The organism is Aquimarina algiphila, from assembly GCF_007489275.1.
In the GTDB taxonomy this organism is placed as follows: domain Bacteria; phylum Bacteroidota; class Bacteroidia; order Flavobacteriales; family Flavobacteriaceae; genus Aquimarina; species Aquimarina algiphila.
On sequence record NZ_VLNR01000015.1, the window covers coordinates 66302 to 81043 of the forward strand.

Consider the following 14742-nt stretch of genomic DNA (forward strand, 5'->3'; position numbering starts at 1 on the left):
TAATTGTATTATTTAGATTCCTTATTCTAAAGACAAACAAAAAGACGATTACCCTACTGATTTTATTTTCTTTAACAAAAAATTAACAATAGTATTATCCTTTATTTATCTTACAAGTCCTTCTGCTTTTTCTTTAATAATATCTGCCACTGGTCTTCCTTCAATATTACTCTCTAACCAAGAAAGAATATCTAAATACAAAAAAGCCCTTTTTTCATAAGGATGATTTTCGTATTCTTTTAGTGTTTTATGTAGTTTTCTAAATTCATCCTTTATTTGATGAGGAAAAATATCACCCAGATTTTTCAAAAATTTAATCATTTCCTTTTGCACCTCATGTAAGTCATCCATTTTAATTAAAAACCTGTAGGTTTCTTTTAATTGAGTTTCTAAATGATAATCCATACCAGCTTCATAATGTGCAACCAAACTAAGTACTCTAGAAAAACACATTAAGTCTTCTCTCATCTTTAGAGATTTGTTATTGATAATCTTCGCCAGGTATTCGATGCATTTTTTATGATTAGCCATACCAAAATACAGGCAACCTATTTTATAGTAAAAAACCATAATGTGATGATCATCCAAACGACTCTTAAATTCCTCGATCCCTTTAAGAATATCATCCACCAAATGTTCCCCTTCTTCAAAACTACCTTCTAAAAAGTGTACATTGAGTTTATTATTATAAATAAATTGGAACGACAATACATCAATATTATCATCTTTTGGAAATGTTTCATCCGCTATGGTGTTTTCTAACTTTGATAATGTTGATTTTAACTGAGCTTTATCTTTTATCAAGTATAAGGATTCTAACAAATAATGATTTCCTCTTAAGAAAAAAACCGGATTTTGAACGATCATTTTTGGGTGTTCATAAAATAGATCTATCCATTTTTTTGAATATTTATAGCACGATAAGAAATCCTGAACTATAAAACTATACCACAAATGGGCTTTATACAACCATAATTTCTCCCTAAAACCTAGCATATTCCATTCATACTTTGGAAGCTTACTATTAAAATAGTTCGTAATTATGCTATGCTCCTTATCATTTCTAACATATCCACTTTTTAGCATTAATCCATACAATTGCAATGACAAATTCGATAGCTTACTGGTTAAAACATTTTTCATGCTCAACATCTTTGCCTCGATTGTCAATTCATCTGCTCTATTATTAATACTTCTTGTAATATATTGCGTTTCTATAATTTTTTCGAGTTCTACAATTTCATAAGCAATATTATGTTCTTCATTCTCTTTTGCAAGAGCTTTTGCTTTTTCTAATATTTTTAAACTCTGCTTGTACAATCCTTTATGATACAGAATAGATGCAAAATCAAACTGTTCTCGTATTTGTGATCTTATATTCTGATGTAAAGGGCTTAACCTAAGACTTATTAATATTTGTTTATATAAATGAGCTTTAAGGTTCGAGATTTGCAATTTTGTCACAATTCCTTTTTTTACAATAAGCTCTTCATTTAAAGTATCACTCTTGTCCAAATGGTTAAAAAGAGCAAGGAACTTTGAGTCAGTATTTACACCCAATCTACCTACATACACTTTAAATTGTCGCTTTTCGGATTTAGAAAGTGACTTAACTAAAACAAACAAAGGATCTTTTTGATCATTAGTCATTGTAAGAAAATATATTGTAATTAATTGATTAAAAGAAAGTTAAGTTTTCATTAAAACATTTTAGCATTGTAAAATGTATATCCCAATACTTCCTTTTTGAATTCCCAAAATATAAATTCGTAAGAGATTTAAGAAACATCTTGTAAGAATATTTAAAAAAAAGATAATCTTTTATCTAAAAGCACTGAACTTATAATTATTTATAGAATTCTCATGAGCGATAATAAAGTCCAAATATTTGACACAACATTAAGAGATGGAGAACAGGTCCCTGGTTGTAAACTAAATACTCAACAAAAATTAGTTATCGCAAAACAGCTCGATTACTTGGGTGTTGATGTTATAGAAGCTGGTTTCCCTGTATCAAGTCCTGGAGATTTTGCTTCGGTTAATGAGATAGCCAAAATCGTTAAAAACGCAACGGTTTGCGGACTAACAAGAGCTGTAGAAAATGATATTAAAGTAGCTGCAGAAGCACTTAAGTTTGCAAAAAAACCAAGAATTCACACTGGTATCGGTACTTCTGATTCTCATATTAAGTACAAATTTAATTCTACTCAAGACCAAGTTATTGAACGCGGTATTGCCGCTGTAAAATTTGCCAAATCTTTTGTAGAAGATGTTGAATTTTATGCCGAGGACGCAGGTCGCACAGATAATGAGTTTCTGGCACGAGTCTGTGAAGCCATGATTAAAGCTGGAGCGACTGTACTTAATATTCCAGATACTACCGGGTATTGTCTTCCAGAAGAATATGGAGCAAAAATTAAATATTTGAAAGAAAATGTTACAGGAATAGATAATGTGATTATTTCTTGTCATTGTCATAATGACTTAGGATTAGCAACGGCTAATTCGATTTCTGGAGCAATTAATGGAGCACGACAAATAGAATGCACTATTAACGGAATTGGAGAACGTGCAGGTAATACTTCTCTTGAAGAAGTTGTAATGATTATGAAGCAACATCCATATCTAAATTTGAATACCGATATTAACTCTAGGCTATTATATGAAACTAGTCAAATGGTATCTGATCATATGGGTATGATGGTTCAACCCAATAAAGCTATTGTAGGTGCAAATGCTTTTGCTCATAGTTCTGGAATACATCAGGATGGTGTTATTAAAAATCGTGAGACTTATGAAATTATTGATCCTGCTGAAGTTGGGGTTACCGAATCAGCTATAGTCCTTACTGCAAGAAGCGGAAGAGCAGCTTTGGCATATAGAGCAAAGAAAGTTGGGTATGAATTAACCAAACTTCAATTAGATGATGTCTACAAAGAGTTTTTGAATTTTGCAGATCACAAGAAAGAAGTAATTGATGAAGATATTCATCAAATTATGAAAAATACCAATGTAATTGCCGCTGTAGTAGCTTAAGAAAAAATACATTAATAAACCTACGAGTCGATACTGATCTTATATCAGTATGTAAAATCGTAGGTCTTTTTTTAGAGATATATGAAGAAAACCTTGTTTGATAAAGTTTGGGATGCACACGTCGTCAAAGAGATTAAAGACGGGCCGCAGATTTTATATATTGACAAACACTTAATCCATGAAGTTACCAGTCCTCAAGCATTTGGAGAACTAGAACAACGTGGAATTCCTGTTTTTAGGCCTGATCAAATCGTAGCTACCGCTGATCACAATACTCCAACTGTTGATCAACACTTACCGGTAAAAGACGACCTTTCCAGAAATCAATTAGAAGAGCTTACAAAAAATTGTAAAAAGAACAACATTACGCTATACGGACTTGGTCATAAGTACAATGGTATTGTGCATGTTATGGCACCAGAATTAGGTATTACCCAACCAGGAATGACTATGGTCTGTGGGGATAGTCATACCTCTACTCATGGGGCTTTTGGAACTATTGCTTTCGGAATCGGAACAAGTCAGGTTGCACAAGTTTTTGCTAGTCAATGTTTATTACTTCAAAAGCCAAAAAGTCTACGTGTAAATGTAAATGGAAAGCTAAAATCGGAAGTTTTACCAAAAGATGTCATCCTGTATGTAATCGCAAAACTTGGTACTAACGCAGGTACAGGATACTTTTGCGAATATGCCGGAAATGTATTTGAAGATATGTCTATGGAAGGTCGTATGACCGTTTGCAATATGAGTATAGAAATGGGAGCCCGTGGAGGGATGATAGCTCCTGATGAAACGACTTTTGAATACATTAAAGGAAAAGAATTTGCTCCTCAAGGGAAAGAGTTTGATAAAAAAGTAGCGTATTGGCAAACATTACCTACTGATGAAGGTGCTATTTTTGACAAAGAGTATCATTTTGATGCTGAAGATATAGAACCAATGATTACATACGGTACCAATCCAGGAATGGGTATTAAAATATCTGAAAATATTCCTTCAGAAAATAATGCTTCATTCGAAAAATCATTGGCCTACATGAACTTTGAAAAAGGTCAATCTTTAGTAAACCAAAAGATAAATTATGTTTTTATAGGAAGTTGTACTAATAGTAGAATCGAAGACTTTAGAGTGGCAGCTAATTATATTAAAGGAAAGAAAAAAGCAAATAATGTTACCGCTTGGTTTGTCCCCGGATCTCAGCAAGTAGCTCAACAAATTGTTAAAGAAGGATTGAATACTATTTTTGAAGAAGCTGGGTTTCAACTCCGTCAACCAGGATGTTCAGCTTGTCTTGCCATGAATGATGATAAAATCCCTGAAGGAGAATATTGTGTGTCCACATCAAACAGAAATTTTGAAGGGCGACAAGGACAAGGTTCAAGAACTATTTTGGCAAGTCCTTTAGTGGCTGCAGCAACTGCAATAGAAGGAAGAATAATTGATATAAGCAAACAACTAAATTAATTATGGATAAGTTTACAACACTAACATCCTCTGCTATACCATTATCGATAGAAAATGTGGATACTGATCAAATTATTCCTGCTCGTTTTTTAAAAGCAACAAGTCGGGATGGATTTGGAGAAAACTTATTTAGAGATTGGCGTTTTAAGAAAGACGGAAGTGTAAATGAAGACTTTGCATTAAACAATGCTGTTTACAAGGGAAGTATACTCGTAGCGGGTGATAATTTTGGATGTGGATCTAGTAGGGAACATGCAGCATGGGCTATTAATGATTATGGGTTCAAAGTGGTTGTTTCTAGTTTTTTTGCAGATATTTTTAAAGGGAATGCTTTAAATAATGGTGTTCTCCCCATACAAGTTGATAAAGAATACTTAAAAGAACTTTTTGATCAAATTAAATCAAATCCTGATTCGCAGATCGAAGTAGATTTGGAAAATCAAAAAATAACTATTCTAGCTACAGACTCTTCTACTAATTTCGAAATTAATCCTTATAAAAAAACCTGTTTAATTAATGGGTATGATGACATTGATTTTTTAATTAGTAATAAAGCAGAGATCGAAGAATTTGAAAACTCTAAAGCTTAAGAAAATAAAATATTGTCAAACTAAGATTTGATCAAAAAAAAGAATAAAAATTAGAAACAAAAGAATAGATGAAACTAGATATCGCAGTATTATCAGGAGACGGTATAGGGCCAGAAGTAACCGCACAGGCCATTAAAGCCCTAGAAGCTGTTGCACATAACTTTGACCATTCATTTATATTTAAAGAAGGTTTGGTTGGTGCAATCGCGATTGACAAAACGGGCACCCCTTTACCAGATAAAACTTTAGAGCTTTGTGTTAATACAGATGCTGTACTATTTGGTGCTATCGGAGCTCCAAAATATGACAATGATCCAAGCGCTCCTGTTCGTCCAGAGCAAGGGTTATTAAAGTTACGTAAGGAGCTTGGACTTTATGCCAACATACGCCCAGTAAAAGCTTATGACACTCTAATTGATAAATCTCCTCTTAAACGTGAGATTATCGAAGGAACAGATATTTCTATCTATCGTGAATTAACAGGTGGGATTTATTTCGGAAAAAAAGAAATCAGTAAAGATGGTAATGTAGCGTCTGATCTATGTGAATATTCTAAGGAAGAAATTGAAAGAATTACTCATCTGGCATTTAAAGCCGCACAAAAAAGAAGAAAGAAACTTACATTAGTAGATAAAGCCAATGTTTTAGAATCGTCAAGGCTATGGAGAAAAGTAGTTACTCAAATTGCAACAGAATACAGTGATGTATCTCTGGATTTTTTATTTGTTGACAAAGCTGCAATGCAAATGATACTAAATCCAAGCCAATTTGATGTAGTGCTTACAGAAAATATGTTTGGTGATATTATTTCTGATGAAGCTAGTGTTATTGGCGGATCTATTGGTCTATTAGCTTCAGCTTCCATTGGTGATACATGTTGTATGTTTGAACCTATTCATGGATCATTTCCGCAAGCAACAGGAAAAGGAATTGCTAATCCTATTGCAGCTATTCTATCTGCTGCAATGCTATTAGAGCATTTTAATTTGATGGGAGAAGCTAATGCGATTAGAGATGCTGTAGAAAAAGCATTAGAATTAAATCTTACTACACCTGACCTAAATACTAGTAATCCTCTTACGACAGAAAAAGTAGGAGATTTTATTGCCGACTATATTCTTAATCCAGAAGATTCGAATATCAATTTTGAAAATATACATGTAGGTCAATCTACTATTATATAAATAAACGCTATACATAATTTTGTAAAAGCACTCAAAGAGATTCTTAGAGTGCTTTTTTATTGAAACAAAAAGCTGAAAAATCAGTTATATATAGTGATTTCTTTATTTGACAAACTCATTAATTGAAAAAGATATCATACCTTTTTTGTACTTTACCAAAAAAAACAACTCTTATTTAACACATTTAATGAAGTTAAAAATCTACATAATTCTTTTTTTTATACTTGCTAATTCAATAACAGCTCAAGAAATAACATGTTCTGCAAAGGATAAAGAAATTTTTACAACTCGAATACATGAACTAAAAAAAGAATATCTTACAAAAAGTAATTTTAGTGAAACTATAATTTTTGTTGGCAAAACATTTTTAGGCACTCCTTATGTAGCTAAGACTTTAGAAATTGGCATTGAAGAAACTCTAGTAATTAATTTACAAGGTTTGGACTGCACTACATATATCGAGAATGTATTGGTATTTAGTTTAATGCTCAAAAATGACAAAAGTGATTTTGATACATTTACGAGCTATCTGGAAAAAATACGTTACAAAAATGGTGTATTAAATGGCTACCCTTCGAGATTACATTATTTTTCAGAATGGATCACTAATAATGAAGAGAAAGGTATTATAAAAAATATCAGTGGAGATATTGGTGGTATCGAGATGGAAAAAGACATTAACTTTATGAGCACACATCGTGACCTCTACCCTTTTCTTAAAGAAGATCAAAACTTTAAAGGCATACAACAATCTGAAAAAGAAATTGGTCAATCTACATTATGCTTTCTTCCAAAAGATAAAATTAAGGAAAATGAACATCTAATTAAGTCTGGTGATATTATCGCATTAACTACAGCTATAACAGGACTTGATGTAACTCATACCGGAATTGCTATTCGAGAAAAAGATGGAAGAATACACCTATTACATGCCTCATCAAAAGGGCAAGTAGAGATTTCTAAACTTCCATTAGTTGATTATCTACAAGGAATACGTAAAAATACGGGGATAATAGTCAATCGAGTACAATAAAGCTTTATTAAAAAAAATAAAGCAATATATCTTCAAACGTATAGTTTTTACTATACTTAGTATTATTATTTTTTATTAGTAAGTACTATTACTCATTATCGAATATTGATTTAAATAAGGCATATTTACATTTATGCATTCTATTAACAGTAACGAAATTTAACTTAGTGCTACTATATAATAGAATATAACTCATATAAGATAAATATAATGTTAGAAATAAATTTTAAAACGATCGCATCAAATTTTTATATCTACATTTCTTAAAAAAAGAAATACATCTTTTGTAAGCAAACAGAATAAAAAATACTCAATAAAAACCAAATAACTCAACCTCTTTTTGGAAACCATCAACTTCAATTTTTTTCAACTTCTCATTCTTTTTGGTTCGATCCAAGGAATCATTTTTAGTTATATTGTTGTTTTTATAAAAAAACATCAATCTAAAAGCACCATTTTTTTGGGGCTTACAGTACTATTTCTATCTATTAGTAATATTCAACATATGCTTATCGATGTTAATTACTTTGATGACACATCGATTATAAGAAGAGCGTATGTTCCTTGGCAATGGATGGTAGCACCGATGTTTTATCTTTTTGCACATAGCTTTTTACAGAAAGAATCTTTAAGCAAATCGTTATTGACTTTTCTTATTGCCCCCTTTTTTTTGATAACTATATTACATTCACTTCAGCTTATTTATCAAATATATTTTGATAACGATTATATAATCTCTAATTATTACCAACAAGGTCTATTTCTATATACTAATTTACTTTCTTTTATTCATACACCTATTGTTATCTATATGATGTATAAAATGGTCATTTCGTATGAGAATAATCATGAAAAATCGATTGAAAAAATAAAAAAAGAAACAACTTGGTTAAAAAATCTTATACGATTAGGAATCGGAATTGTATCCCTTGGTATGATATCAGTGATTATAGGAGTCTTAGTAGACATGAAGGATTCATACTTTGGCTATCCATTCTTTATATCTTTATCTCTTTGGATTTATTGGATAGGATATGTGGGTATAAACAGATCTTCTTCTCACGAAAGATTAGAAAAATTAACTACTCCCCAATTATCAAAAAAGACAGGACATGCTACTTTTGTTAAAATCAATGATTATATCGTAAAAGAAAAAAAATATTTATTAGCCGATATAAGCCTTAATAGTATTGCTGAAAAATTTCAAATTAGTAGCGGATATTTATCGCAACTGATCAATACACATACTCAGAATAGTTTTAATGATTATATTAATGAATTAAGAGTAGAAGCTTCTAAAAAAATGCTTATTGATTCACAATATGATAACTATACAATAGAATCTATTGGATTGGAATGTGGTTTTAAATCCAAATCTAATTTTTATACTACTTTTAAAAAATTCTCTAATTTGACACCTAATCAATTTAAAAAGTTAGAAGAATAATTATTTGCAATCATTTTAAAAAAACCTTTTTTTGTTTCACTTTTAACGCATGTATTACAACATATCATTACTTCGGTTTAGACAATAGTTAAAATACCAAGTATCCAATTCAATATGTCCATACATTTTTGTAAAACTTACCTTAAATTGCTAATTTAGTGATGCTAAAGAAAAAGAAAAATGCTACTTCCCAGAACAAATATTGAACAAAAACTTAATAAACTAAGAGCAAAAAAATTTGATGTTTCATCATGGAAAGATCAAGTCAATGAAATCTTCAGAAAAGAAGAAGAAAACCAGGGACGAATTCTTCAAAATCTAAATAACTCGGTAGATATTGGCAAAAACACCTTTGATTTTGATTCACTAGAAACGAATAAGATATATCATATCGATCAAATTAAAAAAATATGTATTGATTACCGTTTACGTTTTTTAGATTCAAAATATTTTAAAGGAAAACTGCCTCAATCTGCTTTACTGGCTATTAAAAATCTTGAAAGACAGCATCAGACAGAGTTAAAAGGGTTCAAAATAATCGCCCCATCAAAACTTTTTAAATTAGAAAATGCAGATGACCCATTACTTTTTGCTCCTATGGGTAATGATTATTTTTATTTGATTCATAAATGGGGAAATGATCTACATCCACTTCGCAAAAATATAATGTGGTTTTTTAAAAGTTTTGAGAATTTACTATTTCTTACTTTTATAATAAGTGTTTTGCTTACTTTTATGGTTCCTGATGGTCTATTTAGTAAACATAATGATACTACCCAATTGGTAATGATATTTTTCTTTATGTTTAAATCTGTTGCAGCTGTAGTTTTATTCTATGGATTTGCTCTTGGTAAAAACTTTAATACTTCCATCTGGAATAGTAAATATTTTAATGCATAATACATCCAAAATATGTTTCCAGAAAGTGAATACGAAAGAGTATATACAGGAAGTTTAATAAACGTTCAGTTTTTACAAACTTTACTACAGGATAGGGGGATTAATTCGATAACAAGAGATGATATGAAATCGGGTATGATAGCTGGTTTTGGAGGAGGAGTCCCTGATCATATTCAACTTTTTGTAAAGAAGAACGATATGGAGGATGCTATTCCTATCATTGAAAAAAGCTTATCCTAGATTATATGGAAAACAAAAATCAATCTCCGCGTAAAGCCTGGGATTTAATGATTGGCATTGCACTTGTTGTATTTGGTGGTTTACGATTATACAATAGGTTGCAATCTGAAGCCGAGTGGAGCTTTAAATCTATAATCACCATACTATTTATTGGGTATGGAGGATATATGATTTATCGGCATTTTCAGACTCCTCCAAAAAATTAATCTAACGGCCATTATTGTTTGTTTCAATAATCAATATCCCCAATACCCATCTCATTGATTCTAAATGAATACCTTTAGAAGCTTAGGCTATGCACACTTAGGTCATTGAGTTTATTATAAAAGGGATTTCTTTTTGATTCTATATACTATCATAATTTTAATTTTCTGTAAAAAGTAAAACAGGGAATGTCTGGTGATATTAGAACTGAAGAAAACCATAATCTATTTGTATTTATTTTTAAACTCAATGCTTTCTTGTAAGAAATTAAAAACGATATCCGATTTTGAGATTAAAAACAGATGTATAACCTATTTCTTTTCCATTTTCATTGCGAAATGCAAGTCCTATACCAAGTCCAGCTTCATAATTAAAATGTTTTCCAATATTTCTTCTGACTCCCCAAGTGGGAGTAAGTAATAGATAGTCTTGATTATCGTTTTCAGCTTCTGAAATATCAAAGAAACGATAACTGGCTCTAAACGAGATATAATTTCCACTATTACCATCTATTCTTCTACCCTTATCAACACGCTTGTTTAGATTGTAATACCATCGAGGTTCTAATGCTATCATAGGTTCAATATGATCAAAACTAACACCTCCTAAGCCTATTTCACTTCGTAAAGCAATTTGATTGGATAATCTTAATTCATTGTGAACCCACACGCCTAGAACTCCGATTTGAATTCCAAAAACAGATTTTTCTACTGATGCTTCTTGTTGTGTATTTTGTGAAAATCCAAAATAAAAACTACTTACCAACAATGAAACAAAAATTACTTTTTTCATACTAAACATTAATTTGAAATTTGTTACTAATTAAGATTAAGTTGAGTCTTGTGAGTTATTTATGTTTTTTGATCTACTGAAGTAAAAGTATACTGATCAAAAAAATAAAAGAGTAATTTTGGGATTGAAGAAGTCCTGAAATAACCGAATTACACAAATTAGGACTTTTTTTGAAGCTTTCTATAGGCTCCCGGAGACATTCCTAAACTGGTATTAAACGCGTTATAGAAAGTACTCTTAGATTTAAAACCAGCTTCCATACCAATGGCTTGGATAGAATATTTATTAAATACCGGATCAAGCAATAAGTTTTTAGCCGCTTCAATTCTGTATTCATTTACAAACTGAATAACACTTTTATTGGTTTCCTGATTTAGAATCTGTGATAAATACCCTTCACTAGTTCCTAATCGAGTTGCTAAATCTAATCGACTTAAAAGAGGATTTTTATATAACTCTTCCTCATCCATTACTATATATAGTTGGTTAATAATCTTAGAAACAGTAGTCTCGCTTATCTTCTTTTTTGCCTGATTACTATGTGTTTTTTTTGAGACCAAATATTGGTGTATTTCGTCTTTTTGAACTACTATTTGTAATCTAAACACTCCATAATACAATATCCACCACGATAAAAAAGAAATTAATATCCATAGAAAATCTGTAGTATATTCTGAGTCGAATACATAAGATTCTATATGAGACAAAATCCAACTTATAACAATGCAGATAATAAAAAGGTTTAATCTCAGCAACCAACGTTTTTTCTCTTCAGAAATTGTATTAGATCTTTTTATTAAATTCCTCGCCCAAAAAATTAAAAACGTATTGTAAACAAACGATCCAAAATACTTAATGTAATATACCCAACCATCAAAATCTGGATTATAAAAGTTAAAAATTGCATGGAAAAACGTAACTAAAATTTCAATAATTACCGAGATAAAGAAAAAAGCATAGAGCCATTTATACCACTTTTTTTTTAGGTAGTTATGCTGAATTTGAATTAGAAAATAGGTGAATAGAATTACTCCAAACAGCAAATCTAGCATAACATTGTTTAAAAATTGGGAAAGGTAATTTTCTAAATCACACCAATCTAATAAGGTCAAAGTTGTGAGTAAGAATAGCGATAGAGAGAGATATTTATTCGCACGATTCTTATAAAAAGATGAAGTTATTAATGCAATACTTATAAAATACCCTATACTTCCACTGACAATAATTGCAAAATCTAATAGTGTTATATTCAATCTTTGAAGAAATTAATGATATTAAAATTCAATAAGAAGTATAAATTACTTGAGTACGAATGTTCCATACTCCTATAAATACATCACACTAATAACTATAAATATTCTGAGATATTACAAGAGTGGTTTTGTCTTAGACTAAATATAAGCTGATTTGCTAATTTTTTGACATAGATTAAAGGAGAAAATAATTCTGGAATTTCCTTTTACATTTTATGTCGTAATACTATACCCTCACTAATGCTTCTTCTCAGGGATCATACTCATTGCACGTTCTGTAATTGCAGTAATGGATAAAGAAGGGTTCACTCCTGGGTTAGCAGATATCATAGATCCATCACAGATGTACATATTTTCATATCCAAAAACTTTGTTATTCTTATCAATAACACCTTCGGATGCATTTGATCCCATCACAGCTCCTCCCAAAATATGAGCTGTAGAGGGAATTCCTGCTAAGGGCTCTAAACCAAAAACAGTTTCTTTTCCATGTATTAAAGATGCATATTGTTTTGCTAAACCCAATGATTGAGGAATAAATGCAGATGGTTTCTTCCCTTCCGAAATTCTAGTATTCATTATCCCAAATATATTACGACGAAACTTCAACGTACTATCTAATGTTTGCATAAAAAGTAAAATAGCTGTGCTTTTCCCCCAATCCCTAGTTGTATACAGTTTTATATAGGTCAAAGGGTGTTTGACAAAGCTTGTAATCATCTTTACAACTCGAACAATAGTATTTTTACCATGAGTTAATGGTAAATGAGATAGCCTCCAAAAACCAGATCCTTTGGTATATCTTACAATTTCCAAATGGCTATTTTGATCTGTTTTAAGAATAGATCCAATGGCCACACCTTTAGACATATCCTTTTTCTTATCAAGATTAGTGACACTAATCAAGCTCTCATTATTCGTTCTGATGTCATATCCTAGTCGATCTGAAATTTTAGGTAATGATTTTTCCTTTAACTTCAATAACAATTTAATAGTACCTAGAACTCCTCCTGAAAAAATAACTCCTTTGGCTTTTATTGTTTTTTTAGTCTTAAAAAATCGAGTTGATGACTTATATTTTATTTCATACCCTTCTTTTGACTGAACAACATCAAAGACTTCATTTTCTGCCAAAATTTGAGCTCCCTTTTGTTGGGCCAGATATAAATAATTTTTATCCAGCGTATTTTTAGCCCCTACTCTACACCCTGTCATACATCCACCACAATAATTACATCCAGTGCGGTCAGGTCCTTTTCCACCAAAATAAGGGTCTGATACAGTAACATTAGGCTCTCCAAAAAAAACAGCAACCTTGGTAGATTCGAATTTATCTTTTATATGCATCGCAGATGCCAATTCTTCCAAAGCTTTATCTCCATCAAAAAGTTTTGGATTTTTTTGTGCTCCCAACATTTTAGATGCTATTTGATAAAATGGCGCTAACTCAGATTGCCAATCTGCAAGATTTTTCCAACTGCCTGATATAAAAAAATCTTTTTTTGGTATTGGTAATGTATTTGCATATACCAATGACCCTCCACCTACGCCAGTTCCCGAAATAACAACCACATGCTTAAAAAATGACATTTTCATGATTCCAAACCATTTTAGAAAAGGCAACCAAAGCCATTTTCTTAAGTTCCAATTTGTTTTTGGAAAGTCTTTAGCTTCATACCATTTTCCTTTTTCAATTACCAAAACTTTATATCCTTTTTCTGATAGTCGTAAAGCACTAACAGAGCCACCAAAACCACTTCCGATCACCACATAATCATATTCCTCTTCTATTCTCATCATTTTAATATTATATTCTTTTTGGTATGGCAAAATGTTATTACCTCTTTTACATAAATAATTTTTTCTATTTTTTTCAAAACAGTCCAATAGTTCATATGGTAAATGATTAATTTTGAACAATACAAATCAAAAACCATACTATTCACTCAAATATAGTTCGGTTTTAGCAAATTGTCAACATATGGGACGAAAATCTATACTTAGAAATCGTAAAGAGAAAAGTAAAAAGGTAGAACAATGGACATTGGCTATCTTACCCAAGTTAAAAACCACAAACTTGGGAAATCTTACTATGGACGATCTTGCTTTGTTAATGAAAAAAAGTAAATCTACTATATATCAATATTTTACAACTAAGGAAGAGATTTTTGAATATATTACCCAAACTAGAATTGATAACTTAAATACGTATAAGGCTGAGATCGCAATGGAAGTTTTACAATTGAATTATAATTATGAAACACTTGCTCGTATACTTACCGAAGGCGCTAAAGACATTTCTTCTTTTTATTTGAGACAGTTAGAGTTACATTATCCCACGGCATGGAAAATCATTGAAGATTTTTTATTCGGATTATTGGAAGATTTAAAACAATTTTATATTTCTGGAATCGAAGGTGGTCTATTTAAACCTATATCACCAGAACTACTTATTAAGCTTGATGAATATTTTATCATGCAGCTAATTATGGATGATACTTTCTTTAATAAAACTCAAAAAACGCTAGAATCTATTATTAAGGATTATATGTTCTTAAAATTTGAAGGTCTAATGAAATGATTTTTTATAGTATTTTAT

General features: G+C 30.8%; 14 protein-coding genes. 10 read left to right on the forward strand and 4 right to left on the reverse strand.

Annotated elements, in window-relative coordinates; genetic code table 11:
- Positions 1–105 precede the first annotated feature (105 nt).
- Positions 106–1650: a hypothetical protein gene (locus FOF46_RS09340; protein WP_109435424.1), complete on the reverse strand. Its 1545-nt coding sequence runs from the start codon at positions 1648–1650 to the stop codon at positions 106–108.
- Between the two features lie 213 nt (positions 1651–1863).
- Here FOF46_RS09340 and FOF46_RS09345 point away from each other — a divergent pair, with 213 nt between their 5' ends.
- The 9 genes from FOF46_RS09345 to FOF46_RS09385 all read left to right on the forward strand — a co-directional run bounded on the left by FOF46_RS09345 (position 1864) and on the right by FOF46_RS09385 (position 10100).
- Positions 1864–3036 (forward strand): 2-isopropylmalate synthase, encoded by a 1173-nt coding sequence (locus tag FOF46_RS09345; protein WP_143916267.1) that lies wholly within the window; start codon positions 1864–1866, stop codon positions 3034–3036.
- Between the two features lie 81 nt (positions 3037–3117).
- Complete coding sequence (leuC, locus tag FOF46_RS09350; protein ID WP_143916268.1) at positions 3118–4500, forward strand: 3-isopropylmalate dehydratase large subunit; 1383 nt, start codon at positions 3118–3120, stop codon at positions 4498–4500.
- Between the two features lie 2 nt (positions 4501–4502).
- Positions 4503–5090, forward strand: a complete 588-nt coding sequence (gene leuD, locus FOF46_RS09355; protein ID WP_143916269.1) for a 3-isopropylmalate dehydratase small subunit — start codon at positions 4503–4505, stop codon at positions 5088–5090.
- Between the two features lie 68 nt (positions 5091–5158).
- Positions 5159–6274, forward strand: coding sequence for a 3-isopropylmalate dehydrogenase (gene leuB / locus FOF46_RS09360; RefSeq protein ID WP_143916270.1), 1116 nt, complete (start codon positions 5159–5161; stop codon positions 6272–6274).
- Positions 6275–6461: 187 nt separating this feature from the next.
- Positions 6462–7307: an N-acetylmuramoyl-L-alanine amidase-like domain-containing protein gene (locus FOF46_RS09365; RefSeq protein ID WP_143916271.1), complete on the forward strand. Its 846-nt coding sequence runs from the start codon at positions 6462–6464 to the stop codon at positions 7305–7307.
- Between the two features lie 460 nt (positions 7308–7767).
- The gene (locus FOF46_RS09370) at positions 7768–8754 is read left to right on the forward strand and encodes a helix-turn-helix domain-containing protein (protein ID WP_143916272.1); all 987 of its coding nucleotides are present in this window, start codon (positions 7768–7770) and stop codon (positions 8752–8754) included.
- Positions 8755–8934: 180 nt separating this feature from the next.
- A complete protein-coding gene (locus FOF46_RS09375; protein ID WP_109435449.1) occupies positions 8935–9654 on the forward strand; it encodes a hypothetical protein in 720 nt (239 codons plus the stop codon).
- Positions 9655–9666: 12 nt separating this feature from the next.
- Positions 9667–9894, forward strand: coding sequence for a putative signal transducing protein (locus FOF46_RS09380; protein WP_109435431.1), 228 nt, complete (start codon positions 9667–9669; stop codon positions 9892–9894).
- Positions 9895–9899: 5 nt separating this feature from the next.
- Entirely contained in the window at positions 9900–10100 is a 201-nt protein-coding gene (locus tag FOF46_RS09385) for a hypothetical protein (RefSeq protein ID WP_109435432.1), read from the forward strand.
- Between the two features lie 265 nt (positions 10101–10365).
- On the opposite strand, the gene FOF46_RS09390 is transcribed toward FOF46_RS09385, so the two are convergent.
- The 3 genes from FOF46_RS09390 to FOF46_RS09400 all read right to left on the reverse strand — a co-directional run bounded on the left by FOF46_RS09390 (position 10366) and on the right by FOF46_RS09400 (position 13943).
- Positions 10366–10890, reverse strand: coding sequence for a hypothetical protein (locus FOF46_RS09390; protein ID WP_143916273.1), 525 nt, complete (start codon positions 10888–10890; stop codon positions 10366–10368).
- Positions 10891–11048: 158 nt separating this feature from the next.
- A complete protein-coding gene (locus FOF46_RS09395) occupies positions 11049–12143 on the reverse strand; it encodes a helix-turn-helix domain-containing protein (protein ID WP_143916274.1) in 1095 nt (364 codons plus the stop codon).
- A gap of 237 nt (positions 12144–12380) precedes the next feature.
- Positions 12381–13943 carry a GMC oxidoreductase gene (locus tag FOF46_RS09400; protein ID WP_244299596.1) on the reverse strand — a complete coding sequence of 521 codons (1563 nt, stop codon included), beginning with the start codon at positions 13941–13943 and terminating at the stop codon, positions 12381–12383.
- A 181-nt stretch (positions 13944–14124) separates the two neighbouring features.
- Between FOF46_RS09400 and FOF46_RS09405 the strand changes: the two genes are divergently transcribed.
- Positions 14125–14724, forward strand: coding sequence for a TetR/AcrR family transcriptional regulator (locus tag FOF46_RS09405; protein WP_143916275.1), 600 nt, complete (start codon positions 14125–14127; stop codon positions 14722–14724).
- Positions 14725–14742 lie beyond the last annotated feature (18 nt).